Source organism: Ramlibacter montanisoli, assembly GCF_013087525.1.
Taxonomy (GTDB): Bacteria; Pseudomonadota; Gammaproteobacteria; order Burkholderiales; family Burkholderiaceae_C; genus Ramlibacter; species Ramlibacter montanisoli.
In genome coordinates, this window is sequence record NZ_JABFCS010000001.1 from 4081339 (window position 1) to 4099809 (window position 18471).

Here is an 18471-nt window from a genome sequence, read left to right on the forward strand (position 1 = left end):
ACTACCGGAATTGGCGGCCGGGACATTGCGCCAGCTCAAGGTGCGGCGCGGCGCAGCCGCCTGAGGAGCTGCAGGCAGAAGCCGGCGAACGCGAGGGCCCCCGCCAGGCCCGCCAGTGCGGCGAGCCGGACGAGGACGGCGCTGTCCACGGCGAGGGCGATCGCGAGCAGGGCGAAGGCCGCCAGATGGCACGCGAAGTGGGCGCGCAGGCAGCCCTCGTGCGTCAGCGAGGAGGCGGTGGGGCCGCGGCGCCGCCCGGCGGCCGCGTGCAGGGCCGCAAGGAAAGGCAGGATCCTTTGCAGGATCCCCATCACGAACCCCAGCAGCCATGCCAGCAAGGCAAGGCCGATCCATGCGCGCAGGCGCGGCACGTCCGCGCCGGCCCACGCGAGGCCCCCCAGCACGAGAGCCAGGACCAGTGCCGCCCACGCCAGCTTGACCAGCACGAAGGAGCGCCCGAGCTCCTTGCGCATGCCCGATGCCAGCGTGCGGCGCATCGACTGCAGGTGCAGCAGCACGCCGACGACCGCACAGGTCCAGGCAAGCGCGCGCAGCCAGCTGGCGTCTGCTGCCAGCAGCGAACCCGCAGCCATACAAAGCGCCGCCACCAGCAGCGCGCACGAGCCGAGCTGCACCGCATCGCGCGGCGGACGCGCGAGCGCGAACATGGGCACCAGGATGTAGGACAGCCCGAGCGCCAGCATGCCCATGAAACCGAAGGGTGCGAACAGCAAGTGCATCGGGAGCAGCAGCTGGCGACTCGGGGAGGGCCAGCCCAGCCAGCCAGCCACCAGCAGCAGGGCGCTCGCCAGCAGGATCCACAGCGAAGCCAGTGCGACCCAGGCATGCGCGGCCACGCCCGGCATGCCGCGCGCGCCGGCGAGATGCCTGGCGACCAGCCCGCCCCACGCCAGCAGCGCGAAGCCCACGGCCAGTGCGCCCGCCGCCAGCAAGGCCGGCTGCGCCCCGCCCATGCCCAGTGCCACCGCCGCCACGCCGGGGACGTACAGCCACCAGATCGCCTTGAGCGCGCGCTCGCCCACCGGCGACTGGCGCGTCGCGACCGGCAGCAACTGTGCCGCGGCGCCCAGCGCCGTCATGCCGAACACCCCCAGGGTGAAGAGGTGCAGCGCCGCCAGCGGCCAGCCCAGCCCACCGCCGAACGACAAGGCGTCGCCGGCGCAGGCCGCGAGCGCCAGCCACGCGAGCACGTGGTACACGGCGGCCGCCAGCGAAAAGCGCAAGGGGATCCCGAGCGGCAGCAGCCTTCCGCCTGCGCCGCCGAGGAAGGTCGCCGCGACGCTCATGGCAGCTCGCGCAGCAGCAGCCGGACCTCTCCCGCGGGCGCGGCGATGCGCTCCGCGCCCCAGCCGATCTCGGCCAGTTCCGCATACAGCAGCAGCGGGTCGCGGTCATGGTGCACCACGAGAGACTGCCCCTCCTCCAGCGTGTGGATGCGCTGCAGGATGGCCACCAGCGGCTGGGGGGCGGCAGTCCACGCACGTCGATGTGCGCGACGTCCTGCTCCAGCCATTCGTGGGCGATCGGGTCGTCGTTCATGAGGGTGCCAGTTCCGCGCGCGTGCGTGCGGATGCGGACGCGCTCGAGGCGTCGTCTGCCCCGAGCACGGCCGTCCCCCGCGCCGCAGCACGCGCAGCATGCCGAGCGCGCCCGCCACGCGAACGCAGCCAAGCGGGGCTTTCGGCCCGAAGGCCGCGCCGGCGAGCGCAAAGCCATGCGCGCGAGCAGGCGTGCACCGCCGTCGTCGCCCCGTGCTTCCGTCCAGCAGGCAGGCGCTTCGGGCGGCAGCAGCACGGGAGCGGCGGGGCGCGAAAGCCGGAGGTACGTGCGCCACTCCGCCAGCGTCATCACGCTGTCACGCCAGCCTTCGGCATAGCCTTCCCGCGTGGCATCGAGCACGAAGCGCACGGGAGGATGCGCATGCCTGGCCTGCAGATCCCGCGTCGCGTGCAGCGGCATCGGCACCGCACCGGCCCAGATCGCACCGAGGAAGGCCACCGCGTGTTCCAGGTCCCGCACCGGCCGCATCATCACGACCTCGCCCGGAAGCACTTCGCAGTCCAGCCAGGCGGCGCCCGCCAGCGTCACCGCCGCACGCAGTTCCTCGTAGCCGATGTGCTGCTCGCCGCAGGCGAGCGCCGTGCGTCCGGGCATGTCGGCCGCAAGCAACTGCGCGGCCGCGTTGATGAGATGGGAGGTGGCGGCAGCCATGACCTTGTCAGCCCGCCAGCTGGCGCAGCAGGCGGGCGAGCAGCGCGCCGGCCGCGTCGCGGCGGTACTGCGCCGAGGTGACCGTGCTGCGCATCGGCGCGAGCTGCCGCTGCACCAGCTGCTGCACCTTCTTCCATGCGGCCTCGTCCGCCGGCGCGCCCTGCAGTTCCGCGCCGGCATCGACCAGCACCGGCAAGGAGTTGGTCCCGGAAATGCCGATGCGCAGGCTCACGAGGTGTCCGCGCTCGACTTGCATCGCGACGGCCACCGCCGCCAGCGGGAAGTCGACTCCGCCGCGGGTCCGCGCCTTCGCATAGCCGATGCGCAGCTGCGCGGGCAGTGGCGGGACGCGCACCTGCGCCAGCAGTTCGCCCGGCCGCAGCACCAGGTGCGCGGCCCCGTCGTCCAGGTACATCTCCTGCAGGCCGAGCGAGCGCTGGCCATCGGCGCCGCACAGCTGGACGCGCGCGCCAGCGGCCAGCAACACCGGCGCCAGGTCGCTGCAGAAGGCCGCATGGCAGCGATCGCCTTGCGGCGCGACATGGCAGGTGCTGCCGCGATGCTTCAGGCAGTAGCCGTTGGCGCAACGCCACCAGTCGCTCTGGTTGTAGAACACGCAGCGCGTGTCCTGGCAGAGATTGCCGCCCACGGTCGCGGCGCTGCGGTGGCCGCTGGCAGCGACCGCGCGTGCGGCCTCGGCAAGGGCCGGCAATGCCCGCGCAAGGTCTGCATCCTCGGCCAGCGCCTGCACGGTGGTCGCGGCGCCGATCACCATAGTGCCATCGGGCTCGCGCACCAATCCCGAGATCTCGGGCACCCCGTTGAGGTCCACCAGGGTGGCCGGCGCGCCGATGCCGCGGCGCAGGTTGGGCAGCAGATCGGTGCCGCCACCGAGCGCGCACGCTCCGGGTTCGGCCAGCATCAGGGCCGCCGAGCGCAGGTCGGTCGGGCGCTCCAGCGTGAAGGAGGGCAGGCCACGCGTCATGCGGCCTCCTCGGCGGGACGGCGCAAGGCCTCGAGGCGACGCGCGCGGCGCCGGGCGCGCAAGGCCTCCAGCACGCGCTCGGGCGAGAGCGGGAGGGCGTCGAGCCGCAAGCCGAGCGCATCGGCGATCGCGTTGGCCACCGCGGGCGGGCAGCCGTGCAGCGCACCCTCGCTGCCCTCCTTGGCACCGAAGGGGCCCAGCGGGTCCATGCTCTCGATCAGCGTCACCTCGATGTCGGGCGACTCCGCCATCGTCGGGATCCGGTAGTCCAGCAGGTTGGCGCGCAGCGGCAGGCCCTCGTGGTACTGCGTCTCCTCGGACAGCGCCTGGCCCATGCCCATCCACACGGCGCCCTGGATCTGCCCTTCGAGGGCCAGCGGATTGATGGCGCGCCCGCAGTCCTGCGCCACCCAGACCTTCTGCACCCGAACCAGGCCGGTGTCCTCGTCCACGTGCACCTGCGCGACCTGCGCGGCGTAGCTGAAGCCCGCCGTCGAACCCACGGCGGCACCGCGGAACTTGCCGCCTTGCGTTTCGGACGGGGTGGACCAGCTGCCCTTGACGGTCAGCGTTCCGGTGTCCACCAGCGCCGCCTGCACGCATTGCGCGAATTCCAGGCGCTCGCCGGTTCCGGTGCGCACGCAGCACTCGCCGAGCCACTCCAGCTCCGACGGCTCCGCCTTCAGTCGCGTGGCCGCCGCCTCGAGCAGCACGCGCCTGAGTGCTTCGGCCGCGCGCAGCGCCGCGTTGCCGACCATGAAGGACACGCGTGATGAATAGGAGCCGTTGTCCTTGGGCGTGAGCGCGCTGTCGGCGGACACGACGCGGATGCGCGCCATCGGCAGCAGCAACACCTCCGCAACGACCTGGGAGAGCAGCGTCGTCGATCCCTGGCCGATGTCGGAGGCCCCCGTGAACAGGGTGATGCTACCGTCAAAATCGAGCTTGAGTGTGACCACCGCATGCGGCTCGCCAGTCCAGTGCACCGGCTTGGCGGAACCGCTGACGTAATGCGAGCAGGCCATGCCCAGGCCCACGCCGGGCGGCAACTGGCCGCGCCGCTGCCGCCAGCCCGACGCGCTTTCGACGGCGTCCAGGCACTGCGGCAGTCCGTACGAATTCACCTGCAGGTCGTTGAGCGTGCGGTGCGGCGCCTCCAGCAGGTTGGCGCGGCGCAGGGCGAAGGCATCCAGGCCCAGCGCTGCCGCCGCTTCGTCCAGCAGCGACTCGATGCCGAAACGCACGTTCACCGCGCCGTGCCCGCGCATCGCGCCGCAGGGCGGCAGGTTGGTGTACACGCGGGCGCCGCGGTAGCGGACCGCGCCGACCTTGTAGAGCGCGTGCAGCAGTGCGCCGGCATAGAGGATGGTGACCAGACCGTAGCCGCCATAGGCGCCACCGCGCTGCACCACGTCGGCCTGCAGCGCCGTGATCTCGCCGTTGGCGCGCAATCCGATCTTCAGCTCGATCTCGCTGTGCGGACGTCCGCGGTGCGTGAAGAAGACTTCCTCGCGCGTGAGTTCCAGCTTGACCGTCCCCCGCAGGCGCGGGCCAGCGCCGCCGTCACCATCTCGAAGTTCAGCGGCTCCACGCGGTGCCCGAAGCCGCCCCCGACGAAGGGCTTGACGACGCGAACCTGCGAAGGATCCAGGCCCAGCGTCTGCGCCAGCGTCAGGTGCAGGTAGTAGGGGACCTGCGTCACCGAATGCACCGTCAGCCGCTGCGCCTCCGGCTCCCATTGCGCGATGGTGGTGTTCAGTTCGAGCTGGCCGTGCGCGATCTCGGCGCATTCGAAGCGGCGCGCCAACACCAGGTCGGCCGCGGCGAATCCGGCCTCGACGTCGCCGAACTCCTGCTCCACCCGCCGCTCGAGATTGCCCGGACGGTCCTCGTGCAGCGCCACCGCACCCTCCGCGCGCGCCGCGGCGGCGCTGAAGTAGGCGGGCAGTTCCTCCAGTTCGACGCGCACGGCGGCCAGCGCCGCCATCGCCGTCGCCTGGTCGTCCGCCGCCACCGCGAACAAGGGTTCGCCGCGGTAGCGCACCTTGCCGCGCGCCAGCGGCCATTCGTTCTGCGAGATCGGGATCACGCCGTAGGCCGCGTGGAAGTCCTCGCCGGTGATCACCGCATGCACGCCGGGCAGGGCGAGCGCGGCACTCTTGTCGATGCAGCGGATGCGCGCGTGAGCAACCGTGCTGCGGCCGATCGCACCCACCAGCGCGGGCCCGGGCTGCAGGTCCGCGGTGTAGCGCGCGCGACCCGTGACCTTCTCGACGCCGTCCACCAGCGGCGTGCGCACGCCGATCGAGTGCGTCGGCGGCGCCGGTTCCTGGACGAGGGGTGCGTGCTTGCTCATGGCGCCTTTTCCGCGACGGCCCGCACCGACTCCACCACCTTGACGTAGCCGGTGCAGCGACAGAGATTGCCCGCCATCGCCTCGCGGATCTGTTCGTCGCTCGGGTGCGGCACGCGCCGCAGCAGCGCCTCCGCCGCCATCACCATGCCGGGCGTGCAGAAGCCGCATTGCGTGCCGAGGTGCTCGTGGAAGGACTTCTGCAGCGCGCTCATGCCGCCGGCCTGCGACTGGCTCTCGATCGTCTCGATGGCGGCGCCGTCCACGGTGGCCGCGAGCGTGATGCAGGCCAGCCGCGGCTTGCCGTCGATGATCACGGTGCAGGCACCGCACTCGCCGCCGTCGCAGCCCTGCTTGGTGCCGGTAAGGGCGAGCGAGTCGCGCAGCACGTCGACCAGCAGCGCGTTGTCGGGAACGGCGACGGTGCGCCGGCGGCCGTTGACCTTCAGGCGGAGCAGGCGTTCGGTCACGTCACTGCTCCTTCCTGCGCAGGTCGCGCACGCGCACGGCCTTGCCCTGGGAACGCGCGATGGTCCCAGGCACCAGCACCGTCACGCTGGTGCTGATGCCCACGTGCACCTTGATGTGGTGCACCAGCTCGCGCGCCAGCCCGTCGAAGTGGTCCGAGGGCACGCCGGGCTGGGCCTCGATCTCGATGTCCACTTCGTCCAGCACGCCGCGCCGCTGCACCACCAGCTGGTAGTGCGGCGCCAGGTGCGGGCGGCCGACCATCACCGCCTCGAGCTGCGAGGGATAGACGTTGACGCCGCGGATGATCAGCATGTCGTCGTTGCGCCCCGTGATGCGCAGGATGCGGCCGTGCGTGCGTCCGCACTCGCAGCGTTCGGTGCTGAAGCGCGTGATGTCGCGGGTGCGGTAGCGCAGCATGGGCAGCGCCTGCTTGGTCAGCGTGGTGATCACCAGCTCACCGGCCTGGCCCTCCGGCGCCGGCTTGCCCGTTTCCGGATCGATGATCTCGAACAGGAAGTGGTCCTCCCAGCCGTGCAGGCCCTGCTGCAGGTGGCATTCGCAGGCGACGCCGGGACCCATGATCTCGGACAGGCCGTACACGTCCACCGCCTTGAGGCCGAGCCGCTCCTGGATCTCCGCGCGCATCGCGGCGCTCCAGGGCTCGGCGCCGAACAGGCCCACGCGCAGCTTGCTCTGGCGCAGGTCCACGCCCTGCTGCTCGGCCGACTCCGCGATGGCGAGCGCATAGGACGGCGTGGCGCACAGCACGGTCGCGCCGAAGTCCTGGATCAATCCGACCTGGCGCTCGGTGCCGCCGCCGGACACCGGCACCACGACGGCACCCAGGCGCTCGGCCCCGTAGTGCGCACCCAGCCCGCCGGTGAACAGGCCGTAGCCGTAGGCGTTGTGGACGATGTCGCCGGGGCGCACGCCGGCGCCGTACATGGACCGGGCCATCAGGTCCGACCAGTTCTCCAGGTCCTGCCGCGTGTAACCGACGACGGTGGACTTGCCGGTGGTGCCCGAGCTGGCGTGCAATCGCGCGAGCTGCTCCACCGGCCGCGCGAACAGGCCGTAGGGATAGTGGTCCCGCAGATCCGTCTTCTGGCTGAAGGGCAGCGCGGCCACGTCGTCCAGCGTGCGCACGTCGGCTGGCCGCAGCCCGGCGGCCCGCATGCGATTGCGCACGGGCGGCACGTTGGCATACAGGTTTTCCAGCATCTCGCGCAGGCGGCGCAGCTGCAGCGCTGCGAGCTGCTCGCGCGGCATGGTCTCCAGCTCGGGATGCAGGAAGGCCTGCGTGCGCGTGGTGTCGGAGCGGGTCGTTCCATCCATGGTCGGTCCTCAGGCTGCGGTGCGGGGCACGCCGCGCACCGGCATGCGCGGCAGCACGATGCCGTGGTGGAATCCGGCACGCGTGATCAGGTCGAACTTGAAGCGGCCGCCGGTGATGGCGGCGAGGGCGCCGGCTGTTGCGAGCAGCACGGCGCTCGCGAACGGCGGCAACGCGGTGCTCGCCGCCACCAGCGCGAGCACGCTGGGCACCAGCGCCCCGAGCCACTGGAGAAAGCGCCCCGCCGGCTCCAGTGCGCGCAGCGCCAGCGCGGCACCGTCCGTGCGCTGCAGCCGCTCGCGCCAGACTCGCCACAGCAGCCAGCGCACGATCAGCAGGATCGCCAGCACGACGGCCAGTGCCGGCGATGGCTGCGTCCACGCGCCCACCAGCCAGAACAGGCCGAGGCCCTCGGTGATGCCCGTGGCCATCAGCAGCGGCCGCGTCCAGGGCTCGCGCCAGGCCGGGATCGCCATCGCGCTGCCGAGGATGCGGACCTGGCAATAGAGGAAGGCCGCGGCCGCGACGACCGCAGGCGCGATCGCCCAGTGCACGCGGAGCAGCACCGCGAAACCCAGCGGGAACAGCAGGAGCGCGGCCAGTGCCTCGCGCGACATCCATGATCCCTTCAGGTGCAGCAGCACGTTGGCCGCGCGCAGCGGCCGGCCCAGTTCCAGCCACACGGCGAACAGGCCGAGCGCGACCAGCGCCAGCCCCAGCGCGAGCAGGCCGCGCGCTTCCGGCCGGTCCAGCGCGCAGAGCAGGGTGACGATCACCAGTCCCGCACCGGCCCCACCGCAGACGAAATTCGCCGCCGCGCGCCAGTCCCAGTGCGGCTGGATCCGTTGGAGGTGGCGGCTTTTCATGGCCTCTTGCGATCCCACAGGTAGTAGAAGCCGGGGCCGGTGCCCAGCTCCTCGTTCAGGCGGAAGTGCTCGTTGCGCGCCAGCAGCTGCGACACGTTGCTGCCCGGATCCTCGATGTCGCCGAAGGCCAGCGCCTCGGCGATGCAGGCGTTGACGCAGGCCGGCGTCGCTTCCGGGTCGCGCCCCGGCAGCAGCCCCTTCTCGAGGCCCTGGTCGATGCGGTCCACGCAGAAGGTGCACTTGGTGGCCACCGAGCGCTGCGATGCGTCATCGCGCCGTTCCTCGTTCGCCGTCGGCGTCTTGCCGTAGGCGAACACGCCGGCGGGCGACTTGGAACGCGCCTGGTAGGGGCAGGCCATGGTGCAGTAGGCGCAGCCGATGCACAGGTCGTAATCGATGGTGACGATGCCGTCGGCGCGCTTGCGCGTCGCGGTGGTCGGGCACACCGGCAGGCAGGCGGGCTCGTCGCAATGCTGGCAGCCGATCGGGATGAAGGCGCGCTGCACGTCGGGGAACTCGCCGGTTTCCACGTCGAGCACGCGGCGCCACTGCACGCCAGGGGGCGTGGCGTTGGCGTGCTTGCAGGCCGCCGTGCAGGTCTGGCAGCCGACGCAGCGGCGCAGGTCCGCGATCATCGCCCAGCGTGTCATGCCGCCTCCTTCGCCTTGCGCACGCGCACGCGCACCAGGTCCGCGCCCGATCCGGTCGCGTCGGTGAGGTCCAGCGACATGCCCGCCAGCGCGTTCAGGCTGGGCACGCCGAAATCCTTGGCCAGCGGTGTCGCCCAATGACCGAACTGGCCGATCGCAAGGACGGTGTCGGGCCGCACACCCTGGCGCAGCACGGCACGCCCGCTCACCTTGCGCTTCGGCGTCGCGATCTCGATAGCGTCGCCGTCGGCGATGCCGAGGTCGCGCGCGCTCGCCGCGTTGATGATCAGCCCGCGGTGGCCGGCGATGTTGTCGGCCACCTCGTGGATCATCTGCAGGCCTACATTGCCGCCCCAGGCGTACTGCATGCTGCGCGCGGTCAGCAGCCAGAAGGGGTAGTCGTCGGGCGCGGAGCCGCTCTTGCGCACCGCGTCGGACCAGGGCTGGCTGAAGTCCTTGCACGCCGGCAACGCCTGGTACTCGTGCAGCTGCTGGTCCCACCAGTCCATGCCGTTCTCGTGCAGGCGCCGCCCGAGCTCCACGCCGACGCGCGCCAGCCGCTCCTGGTAGGGCAGCTCGAAGCGCAGGCCGCGCTCCACCATCGTCGGATACAGGTACCAGTCGCTGCGCGGGAATGGACGCGTGGCCAGGCCGTGTTCCTTCCACCAGTCCAGGCCGTGGATCTCGGCCCCGTCGGTGAGCTCGGCGCTCGCGGCGCGGCACACGGCGTCCCAGATCGCGTCGCGATCGGGATCGCGCGCGGGGTCGAGCGAGAAGTCGCCGGCGGCGCACTTGAGGGGCACGCCGGCCGCGCCCTTGTTGATCGCGGCGACGTAGCCGGGCGTCAGGCCGGTGCGGCGCGCGAGCTCGCTCGCGATCTCGGTGAAGTCGCGCGTCTCGCCGCGCGCGGCCACCGCCGGCTGGCGCAAGGCATAGCCTTCGTGGTCCCAGAACTGCTCGACGTACTTGGTGCCGCCGATGCGGATCAGCTGCAGGCTTTCCAGGTCGGTCGCGTCCGGCAGCAGCACGTCCGCGAAGTGGTTGGTCTCGTCGCGCGTGTAGGCGAAGGCCACCACGAAGGGGAAGCGCGCCATCTTGTCGGCGATCGCCGCGGTGTCCCAGAAGGAGATCGCCGGGTTGGTGCGGTAGACGAACCACACGTCCGGAAAGGTCACGCGCGGCAGCCCCTTGGGCGTCGCGTCGAGGAACATCCAGGAGAAGTGGGTCGGGCCTAGCGCCTGGCTCCAGGGGCCATCGCCCGCCAGCGGCACCATGCTGCGGTAGGCGTTGCGGATGTTCGGCTTGGCCGACCAGTGCTCCTTGTCGGTCGGGTTCAACGGGTAGTTCATGAACCCGTCCGGTCCCGGCCGCGCGCTTTCCAGCCGCTGCGCCATCGGCCGCACGATCCGCACCGTGGTGCCCACCGTGCCGCCCGGCACTTCGAGCGCGCCGACCAGCGTGGCCAGCACCGTGCGGGCCCAGCAGGATTCGAAGCCGCCCCAGCCGTTGTTGACCGTCTTGCCCAGGCTCACGGCGACCGGGCGGTAGGGCAACTGCTTGCCGTCGATCTCGATCGTCTGCCCGACGCAGGCGTGCTGCAGGTATTCGTTGGCGACCTGGCGGATGGTCGCCGCGCTGACGTCGCAGACCTTCGCCGCCCATTCGGGCGTGTACTCGCGCATGTGCTCCACCATGCGGGTGAAGGCGGTCTGCCCGCGCAGCAGGCCCTCGGCGAGCACTTCGCCGTCGGCACCGACCTCGATCGCATCGACCTCGTGGCTGCCTTCCAGTGCTTCGGTGATGCCGGGCGTGTCGTGGCAGTGCGCTGCGTTGGACGCGCCGTCCCACACCAGCGGCTTGCGCGAGGAGCGGTCGCGCAGGAAGTAGCCGTTGGGCCCGACCAGGTAGGGCGAGCCGGTGCGGCGCGCCAGGAACTCGACGTCCAGCGAGGAACGGGGCGCCTCGTGCAGCATCACGTGGATCAGCCCGAACAGGAAGGCGGCATCGGTCTTGGGCTTGAGCGGAACCCACTGCGCCGAGCAGGCACCGGTGACCGACAGGTGCGGCTCCACCTGCACCCGCTTCATGCCGCGGGCCCGCGCGCGCGAGTGCCGCCAGATGCCCACCACGCCGCCCGAGGCCTCGATGTTGGAGCCGCAGGAGATCAGGTAATTGCACAGGGGCGTGTCGGCCGCGACGATGAAGGCGCGGTGCCAGAACTCGCCGTAAAGATGCTCTGAGTGGTAGCACTTGACGCCTGGCCGGAGCCGAAGCCCATGTCCACCGGCCCCCAGGCCGCGAGGAAGGCGGGGAAGGTCCCCATGTACGACTGCGGCGTGCCGCCGCCGCCGAAGCTGGCGGCCACGCGCGGGTAGCCGGATTCATCCGCGAGACCTTCCGCCCGCACCCGCGCCAGCTTCTCCGTGATGAGCGTCATCGCCTCGTCCCACGAGATCGGCACGAAGCCCGGATCCTCGTCGCGCCCCTTCTTCGGGTTGGTGCGCTTCATGGGCGTGAGCACGCGGTTCGGGTTGTAGGTCTTCTGGATCAGCCCGAAGGCCTTCACGCATACCTTGCCGCCGCCGGGGTGGATGCCGGCCGCGCAGAAATTGGGCTCGACTTCGGTCGCCACGCCGCCTTCCACCTTGACGGTGAGCAGGTCCGGCCCGGCCACGCACTGGTAGCAGAGCGTGGGCACGCGCCGGGTGGCGGCGGCGGCAGTCATGCCATGCCCGCCTTCGCCGCCTTGGCGGCCAGCCGCTGCTCGGTCGTCGCCACGTCGACGATGAAGCGCTGGTGCGTCGCGCGGCAGATCGGGTCCACGCTGTCCTTGCCCTGCACCGAGAAGGTCACGGCGCGGCCCTTCAGCGCGACCAGCTCCACCTCCAGTTCCACCGGCATGCCCTGCAGCGTGGCGGCGAGGTGGTCGAGTTCGATGCGCGTGCCCACGGAGTCCTCGCCGGGGTCCAGGTGCTGCAGCAGCAGCTCGCGGCAGGCGACTTCCACGTCGCGCACCAGCATGGGCGTGGCATACACGCGCGCCTTCTCGCCCATGAAGCCGATGGTGCGGTCGCGGGTGACTTCGAAGCGCGCCGTGTGGCGCAGGCCGGGTTGCAGGGTCGTCTTCATGCGGGAGTTCCTTCAGCACAGGTTCCGAGATAGGCGCGCTGCACCTGGGGGTTGCGCAGCAGGTCCCGCGCGCCGCCCCCGAGCACGATGCGCCCGGTTTCCATCACGTAGCCGCGGTCGGCGATGCCCAGCGCCGCGCGCGCGTTCTGGTCCACCAGCAGGATCGTGGTGCCCAGCCGGCGCAGCGCGGCGATGCGCGCGAAGATCTCGGCCACCAGCCGCGGCGCCAGTCCCATGCTGGGCTCGTCCAGCAGCAGCAGGCGCGGCCGCGCCATCAGCGCGCGGCCGATTGCCAGCATCTGCTGCTGCCCGCCGGACAGGTTGCCGGCCGCCTCGCGGCGCTTCTCCGCGAGCACGGGGAACAGTTCCAGCACGGGGTCCAGGTGCGTGTCGCTGCCGCGGGCGAATGCGCCCAGCCGCAGGTTGTCCTCCACGCTCATGGGGCCGAACACCTGCCGGCCTTCCGGCACCTGCACGATGCCCAGCTGCGCGCGCGCGCGCGCCGGCAGCCGCGCCAGGTCCTGGCCCTCGAAGCGGATGCTGCCGCCGCTGGCGGGCTGCACGCCGGAGATGGTTCGCAGCAAGGTGGTCTTGCCGGCACCGTTGGCGCCGACCAGCGCCACCAGTTCGCCGGAGCGCACGTCCAGGCTCACGCCGGCCAGCGCGGGGATGCGGCCGTAGCAGCTGGAGAGCTTGGAAATCTCAAGCATGCGCGGCCTCCGCTGCTTCGTCCTCGTCCAGCGTCGCGGTGTCGGTGCCGAGATAGGCCTCGATCACGCGCGGATCGGCCGCCACCTGCGCGGGCGTGCCCTCGGCCAGCTTGCGTCCGTGGTCCAGCACGAACACGTGGTCCGACACTTCCATCACCAGCGCCATGTTGTGTTCGACCAGGACGATCGTGGTTCCGGTTTCGGCCAGCCGCTGGATCAGTGCGTCGATCTCGCGCGCCTCAGTCGCATTGAGGCCGGCCGCCGGTTCGTCCAGCAGCAGCACGGCAGGCGCGGTGGCCAGGGCGCGCGCGATCTCCAGCCGCTTGAGCGCGCCGTAGGGCATCGCGCCGGCCGAGGTGTCTTCCCAGCCGGCCAGGCCCACCAGCCGCAGCAGCTCGCGTGAAGCGGTACGGCATTCCGCTTCTGCGCGCGCCAGCGCGGGCGTGCGCAGCAGCGCGGAGAACAGCGAACAGGGCTCGCGCAGGTGGCGGCCGGTCATCACGTTCTCCAGCGCGGTCATGTTGAAGAAGACCTGCAGGTTCTGGAAGGTGCGCGCGATGCCCGCCATCGCGAAGCGGTGCGTGGGTTGGCCCGCGAGATCCTGGCCGGCCATGAGGATGCTGCCGCGATCGGGCCGGTACACGCCGCTGAGCATGTTGATCAGGCTGGTCTTGCCGGCGCCGTTGGGGCCGATCACGGAATGGATCAGCCCGGCGTGGAAGACGAGGTCGATGCCGGCGATGGCGTGCACGCCGCCGAAGGACTTGGCCAGGCCGCTGGCGGTCATGAGCGTCATGAGGTCCTCCCGCGCCACCAGCGCGCGAGGCTGGGCACCAGGCCCTGCGGGAACAGCACCATGGTGGCCACCAGCACCGCGCCGAAAACCATCATCTCGTAGTCCTTCAGCACCGTCAGCAGCTGCGGCAGCACGGTGAGCACGGCCGCGCCCACCACGGCGCCGAACACCGAGGCCATGCCGCCGAACACCACCATGATCACCAGCTCCACCGAGTGGAGGAAGGACGCCTTCACCGGCGTGATGAAGCCGGCGTAGTGCGCGGTCAGCGCGCCGGCCAGCGCCGCGAGCACCGCCGACAGCGTGAACACCTGCAGCTTGAAACGCGCGGCATCGATGCCCAGCGTCTGCGCGGCGACCTCCGAGCCGTGCAGCGCCCGCAGCGCGCGGCCGTTGGGCGACTCGATCAGGTTCAGCGCCAGCCAGACCGTGCCGACCAGCAGCACGCCGGCGATCCAGTACCAGAGCCGCTCGCCCTGCACCGCCCACCCGAACAGCACCAGCGGCGGCACCGTCATGCCGTCCGGCCCGCCGGTGAGCTTGTCCTCGGTGGTCAGCGCGATCGAGATGATCACGCCCAGGCCCAGCGTCGCCATCGCCAGCGTGTGGCCCTTCAGGCGCAGCGTGGGCCGGCCGACGACATAGGCCAGTGCGCCGACGCCGGCACAGGCCGCCGGCAGCGACAGCCACACCGGCACGCCATAGCGCGCAGCGAGGATCGCGCTGGCATAGCCTCCCAGCGCGAAGAAGCCCGCGTGGCCCAGGCTGATCTGCCCCGCGTAGCCGATCAGGAGGTTGAGGCCCACGCACACCACCGCGTTGAGCGCGACCTGGATCGCGATCTCGTAGGCGTAGTTGTTCGGCAGTGCGAGCGGCGCCAGCACCCACAGCAGGGCGAGCAGCAGCGTGCCGCGCCCCTGCGGCCAGGCGGCGCGGCTGGGTGGGGCCGCGGCCTCAGACGCGGTCGCTGCGGCGGGCACCAAGGAGGCCTCCGGGCAGGAAGAACAGGACGGCGAGGATCACGACGAACGCGATCGCATCCTTGTAGGCCGAGGACACCAGGCCGGCGCCCAGTCCCTCGACGATGCCGAGCACCAGGCCGCCGAGCACCGCGCCCGCGAAGCTGCCGAGGCCGCCCAGCATGGCGGCGGCGAAGCCCTTGAGGCCCAGCATGATGCCGGCGTCGTAGGAAGTGAAGGCGATCGGTGCGATCAGCACGCCGCCGATCGCGCCCAGCCCCGCGGCCAGGCCGAAGCTCGCGAACAGCACCGCGCGCGTGTTGATGCCCACCAGCTGCGCGGCCAGCGGGTTGTACGAGGTCGCCAGCATGGCCTTGCCCAGGAGCGTGCGGCGGTAGAAGGCGCCCAGGCCCACGACGGCCAGCGCCGCGCCGCCCAGCACCCACAGGCTTTGCGGCAGCACGGTCGCGCCGGCGATGGAGATCGGCTCCTCGCCCGAGAAGCCCGGCAGACGGAACACGCCCTTGCCCCACACCAGCTGCGCCAGCCCGCGCAGGAACAGCGAGACGCCGATGGTGATGATGATCAGCGTCACCGTTCCCGAATGCCGTGCCGGCGAGATCGCGATGCGCTCGATCAGCAGCGCCACGATCGCCGAGGCCGCCACCGCCAGCAGGATGGACACCGGCAGCGGCAGGCCGAGCGCCAGCAGCGTCACCGCGCTCATGCCGCCGATCATCACGAACTCGCCCTGCGCGAAATTGATCGCGCCGCTGGCGTTGTAGACGATGGTGAAGCCCAGCGCGACCAGGGCGTAGATCGCGCCGGCGGTCAGCCCGCCGGCGATGAACTGGAGCCAGGCCGAGCCCATGGCCGATCCACGGCTACTTGACGAGCGACCAGTTGCCGTTGCGGACCTCGAGCATGCGGAATGCCGTGAGGTCCAGGCCCATGTGGTCGTTGGGGGGGACATGTTCACCACGCCGCCCGTGCCCACGTAGCCGCGCGTGCCTTCGATCGCGTCGCGCAGCTTGGCCTTGTCGACCGAACCGGCCCGCTTGATCGCGTTGACCGCCAGCATCAGCCCGTCGTAGGCGTGGCCGCCGAAGGTGGAGACGTCGGTCTTGAACTTGTCCTCGTAGGCCTTGCGGTAGGCCACGACGACGGGCTTCTGCGCGTCCTCGGCGGGCAGCAGGTCGGACACCAGCAGGGCGGCGGCCGGCAGGCGCACGCCTTCGGCGGCGGGACCGGCCAGGCGGATGAACTCGCGCGAGGCGACGCCGTGCGACTGGTACAGCGGCAGCGTCAGGCCGACCTGGCGGAAGTTGCGCGTGACGATCGCGGGGCCCTGGCCGAAGCCCGCGTTCAGCACGGCCTGCGCGCTGCTCGCCTTGATCTTCGCCAGCTGCGCCGTCATGTCGGTGTCGGTCGCGCCGTAGGTCTCGTCGGCGACGAACTCGACGCCGTACTTGGCGCCCACCTTCAGGCATTCGCCGCGCATGGACTTGTCGAAGCCGCCGCTGCCGGAGATCAACGCCACCTTGCTCAGCTTGCGCGCCTGCAGGTCCACGAAGATCTTCTCGCAGGCCATGCGGTCGGTGTGCGGCGTCTTGAACACCCACTTCTTGGTCGGCTCGACGATCGGCACGGCGCCGGCCAGCGAGATGAAGGGCGTCCCCGCCTGTTCGGCCAGCGGCACGGCAGCCATGGTGGTGCCCGTCGTCGAGCCGCCCACCAGCACGTCCACCTTGTCCTGCTCGATCAGCCGCTTGGCGAAGGTGCGCGCCTTCTCGGCGTCGCCGGCATCGTCGTAGGAGACCAGCTGCACCTTGCGGCCGAGCAAGCCGCCCTCGGCGTTGATCTTCTCGACGTACATCTCCAGCGTCTTGAGTTCGGGATCGCCGAGGAAGGCCGCGGGGCCGGTGACGGAGAGGAAGGTGCCGATGCGGATCGGTTCCTGGGCGAGGGCGCTGCCGCCCGAGAGCGCCCCGGCGAGTGCGATGCCGGCGGCGGAGAGCAGGCGCAATGCGCCCTCGAAGCGAATGCGAACCATGAGCTTGTCTCCTGTAGGTGCCGGACTCGTAGAATCGGTCGCAGCTGAATTCATTCTGGTAGCCTGATGCCGGAATTCATTGATCTGGCGTAAACTTTTGACTCGCACTTCCTCCCGTTTAACCCGTAGATCCCCACCGGCGATTCCGGCGAGCTCGGGAGCGGTGACCGTCCGCCCGGTGCGCCGCGCGGACCTCGAGCAGGTCATCTCCCTCGATGCCACCGTCACCGGGGTCGAGAAGCGCAGCTATTGGGAGCGCGTGTTCCGCCGCTACGGGCAGGCGGCGCGCGCCGAGCAGCGCTGGTTCCTGGTGGCCGTCGCCGGCAAGGAGGTCGTGGGCTTCCTCATCGGTGAAGTGCGCGACTGGGAGTTCGGCTCGCCGCCCTGCGGCTGGCTCTTCGCCATCGACATCGAGCCGCGGGCACGGCAGGCCGGCATCGGCACGCGCCTGCTGGCGGCGCTGTGCGAGGGGCTGCGCGCCGCCGGCGTGCGCAAGCTGCGCACCATGCTGTCGAGCGACAACACGCTGATCCTGTCCTTCTTCCGCAGCCAGGGCATGATGGCCGCGCCCATGATCCCGCTGGAGATGGACCTGGCCCCGGCGGAGCGCGCATGAAGTTGCAGGTCAACACCAAGCTGGCGCTGTGCAGCGTCATGGAATTCGCGGCCGACCCGCAGCGGCACATCCCCGCCGCCGAGATCGCCGAGAAATACGGCGTGTCCGCCCACCACCTGGCCAAGGTGCTCGCCGAGCTGGCGCGTGCCGGCGTCGTCGAGTCGGTGCGCGGCGTCGGCGGCGGCTACCGCTTCGCGGCCAACGCGCGGCGCCTGACCTTGATGGACGTGATCAGCCTGTTCGAGGACGTCGCGCCCGCGCACCGGCGCGACGCCGAGGAAGGCACGCCGGTGGAGCGCGGCATCGGATCGGTGCTGGCGGAGATCGACCAGATGGCGCGGGCCACCTTCAGCTCGATCACCATCGCCACCATGCTGCAGCTGGTGCAGCGCCAGCAATCGCGCGGGCGCACGCGCTCCTGAGCTCACGGCAGGGCCTGGCCCTCCGCCGGCTGCGCCAGGCGCAGCAGCCACTGCCAGCCCTGGTCCACCTCGGCCTGCAGTTCGGCGATCGAAGCCGGCGAGAGGCCGCGGTAGCGGCGCTGCAGCGCCAGGTAGTCCGCCACCGGCCGCGGCCGCAGCCCATAGTTCAAGGTGTAGCGGGTCCCGTCTTCCACTTCGTACAGCGGGAAGGCACCGCATTCCACCGCGTAGCGCGCTGCGCGCAGGCCGCCGTCGTCGCTCAGCCCCCAGCCTTCCACGCAGGGCACCAGCAGGGTGAGCAGGCGGAAGCCGCGCAGGCCGCGCGCCTTGTCCACCTTGCGTCGCAGGTCGTCGAGGTGGCCGACGCTGGCCGTCGCGGCGTAGGGCACGCCGTGCGCGGCCAGGATCGCCGTCAGGTTCTTCTTGCGCGTGGGCTTGCCTTGCGGCGTGGAGCTGGTGCGGGCGAAATGCGGCGTCGAGGAGGACTTCTGCGCGCCCGTGTTCATGTAGCCCTCGTTGTCCAGGCAGACGTAGAGGATGTCCTCGTTGCGCTCGGCGGCGGAGGACAGTGCCTGCAATCCGATGTCGTAGGTGCCGCCGTCGCCGGCCAGCACCACCACCTGCGTGTTCGAGCGGCCCTGCGCATCGAGTGCCCGGCGCAGCCCGGAAGCCGCCGCCGCGCTCGACTCCAGCGTCGGCTGGTACACCGGGATGCGCAGCGAGCTGTAGGGCTGCGGGCCCGCGATGATCGCCATGCAGGAAGGCGGGATCACCGCCATGGTGTCGGCGCCGAGCTGCGCCAGCACGTGCCGCGCCGACAGCGCCTCGATGCAGCCCGGGCAGGCGGCATGGCCGGAACAGAGCATGGCCGGCGTGCGTTCGAGGGTGGTTTCCAT

General features: G+C 71.2%; 18 protein-coding genes and 1 pseudogene. 2 read left to right on the forward strand and 17 right to left on the reverse strand.

Annotation, left to right across the window (positions count from 1 at the left end; genetic code table 11):
- Positions 1–35: 35 nt before the first annotated feature.
- From HK415_RS20195 to HK415_RS25635, 16 genes and pseudogenes are all read right to left on the reverse strand, one after another.
- On the reverse strand, positions 36–1307 hold the full coding sequence (locus HK415_RS20195) for a hypothetical protein (RefSeq protein WP_171562385.1): 1272 nt from the start codon (positions 1305–1307) through the stop codon (positions 36–38).
- The gene (locus HK415_RS26640; RefSeq protein ID WP_309246864.1) at positions 1304–1660 is read right to left on the reverse strand and encodes a DUF2249 domain-containing protein; all 357 of its coding nucleotides are present in this window, start codon (positions 1658–1660) and stop codon (positions 1304–1306) included. Before HK415_RS26640 ends, HK415_RS20195 begins: the two co-directional genes overlap by 4 nt.
- A 579-nt stretch (positions 1661–2239) precedes the next feature.
- A complete protein-coding gene (locus HK415_RS20205) occupies positions 2240–3217 on the reverse strand; it encodes an FAD binding domain-containing protein (protein ID WP_171562389.1) in 978 nt (325 codons plus the stop codon).
- Positions 3214–4461, reverse strand: a complete 1248-nt coding sequence (locus tag HK415_RS24095; protein WP_373684662.1) for a molybdopterin cofactor-binding domain-containing protein — start codon at positions 4459–4461, stop codon at positions 3214–3216. Before HK415_RS24095 ends, HK415_RS20205 begins: the two co-directional genes overlap by 4 nt.
- Positions 4438–5573: pseudogene (locus HK415_RS24100) on the reverse strand (molybdopterin cofactor-binding domain-containing protein); the annotation flags it as partial. The gene HK415_RS24095 and the pseudogene HK415_RS24100, both read right to left, overlap by 24 nt.
- Positions 5570–6040: a (2Fe-2S)-binding protein gene (locus HK415_RS20215; RefSeq protein WP_309246772.1), complete on the reverse strand. Its 471-nt coding sequence runs from the start codon at positions 6038–6040 to the stop codon at positions 5570–5572. The gene HK415_RS20215 and the pseudogene HK415_RS24100, both read right to left, overlap by 4 nt.
- A 1-nt stretch (position 6041) precedes the next feature.
- Positions 6042–7376, reverse strand: a complete 1335-nt coding sequence (locus HK415_RS20220; protein WP_171562391.1) for a phenylacetate--CoA ligase family protein — start codon at positions 7374–7376, stop codon at positions 6042–6044.
- A 9-nt stretch (positions 7377–7385) separates the two neighbouring features.
- Positions 7386–8240, reverse strand: a complete 855-nt coding sequence (locus tag HK415_RS20225) for a DmsC/YnfH family molybdoenzyme membrane anchor subunit (protein WP_171562393.1) — start codon at positions 8238–8240, stop codon at positions 7386–7388.
- Positions 8237–8890, reverse strand: a complete 654-nt coding sequence (locus tag HK415_RS20230) for a 4Fe-4S dicluster domain-containing protein (protein WP_171562395.1) — start codon at positions 8888–8890, stop codon at positions 8237–8239. Before HK415_RS20230 ends, HK415_RS20225 begins: the two co-directional genes overlap by 4 nt.
- The gene (locus HK415_RS20235) at positions 8887–11019 is read right to left on the reverse strand and encodes a molybdopterin-dependent oxidoreductase (RefSeq protein WP_216369840.1); all 2133 of its coding nucleotides are present in this window, start codon (positions 11017–11019) and stop codon (positions 8887–8889) included. Before HK415_RS20235 ends, HK415_RS20230 begins: the two co-directional genes overlap by 4 nt.
- Positions 11020–11054: 35 nt before the next feature.
- The gene (locus tag HK415_RS24105) at positions 11055–11615 is read right to left on the reverse strand and encodes a molybdopterin-dependent oxidoreductase (protein ID WP_216369841.1); all 561 of its coding nucleotides are present in this window, start codon (positions 11613–11615) and stop codon (positions 11055–11057) included.
- Positions 11612–12019 carry a thioesterase family protein gene (locus tag HK415_RS20240; protein ID WP_171562398.1) on the reverse strand — a complete coding sequence of 136 codons (408 nt, stop codon included), beginning with the start codon at positions 12017–12019 and terminating at the stop codon, positions 11612–11614. Before HK415_RS20240 ends, HK415_RS24105 begins: the two co-directional genes overlap by 4 nt.
- The gene (locus HK415_RS20245; protein ID WP_171562400.1) at positions 12016–12729 is read right to left on the reverse strand and encodes an ABC transporter ATP-binding protein; all 714 of its coding nucleotides are present in this window, start codon (positions 12727–12729) and stop codon (positions 12016–12018) included. Before HK415_RS20245 ends, HK415_RS20240 begins: the two co-directional genes overlap by 4 nt.
- Positions 12722–13525 carry an ABC transporter ATP-binding protein gene (locus tag HK415_RS20250; RefSeq protein ID WP_171562402.1) on the reverse strand — a complete coding sequence of 268 codons (804 nt, stop codon included), beginning with the start codon at positions 13523–13525 and terminating at the stop codon, positions 12722–12724. The genes HK415_RS20245 and HK415_RS20250 overlap by 8 nt, the downstream gene beginning before the upstream one ends.
- Positions 13522–14505 (reverse strand): branched-chain amino acid ABC transporter permease, encoded by a 984-nt coding sequence (locus tag HK415_RS20255; protein WP_171563574.1) that lies wholly within the window; start codon positions 14503–14505, stop codon positions 13522–13524. Before HK415_RS20255 ends, HK415_RS20250 begins: the two co-directional genes overlap by 4 nt.
- The gene (locus HK415_RS25635) at positions 14480–16537 is read right to left on the reverse strand and encodes an ABC transporter substrate-binding protein (protein ID WP_253261968.1); all 2058 of its coding nucleotides are present in this window, start codon (positions 16535–16537) and stop codon (positions 14480–14482) included. The genes HK415_RS20255 and HK415_RS25635 overlap by 26 nt, the downstream gene beginning before the upstream one ends.
- 163 nt (positions 16538–16700) lie before the next feature.
- On the opposite strand from HK415_RS25635, the gene HK415_RS20270 reads away from it, so the two are divergent.
- Both HK415_RS20270 and HK415_RS20275 read left to right on the forward strand, forming a co-directional pair.
- Positions 16701–17153 (forward strand): GNAT family N-acetyltransferase, encoded by a 453-nt coding sequence (locus HK415_RS20270; RefSeq protein WP_216369842.1) that lies wholly within the window; start codon positions 16701–16703, stop codon positions 17151–17153.
- On the forward strand, positions 17150–17575 hold the full coding sequence (locus tag HK415_RS20275) for an RrF2 family transcriptional regulator (RefSeq protein ID WP_171562406.1): 426 nt from the start codon (positions 17150–17152) through the stop codon (positions 17573–17575). The genes HK415_RS20270 and HK415_RS20275 overlap by 4 nt, the downstream gene beginning before the upstream one ends.
- A gap of 2 nt (positions 17576–17577) precedes the next feature.
- Here the strand turns inward: HK415_RS20275 and HK415_RS20280 are convergent, their stop codons facing one another.
- Positions 17578–18471, reverse strand: coding sequence for a thiamine pyrophosphate-dependent enzyme (locus HK415_RS20280; protein WP_171562408.1), 894 nt, complete (start codon positions 18469–18471; stop codon positions 17578–17580).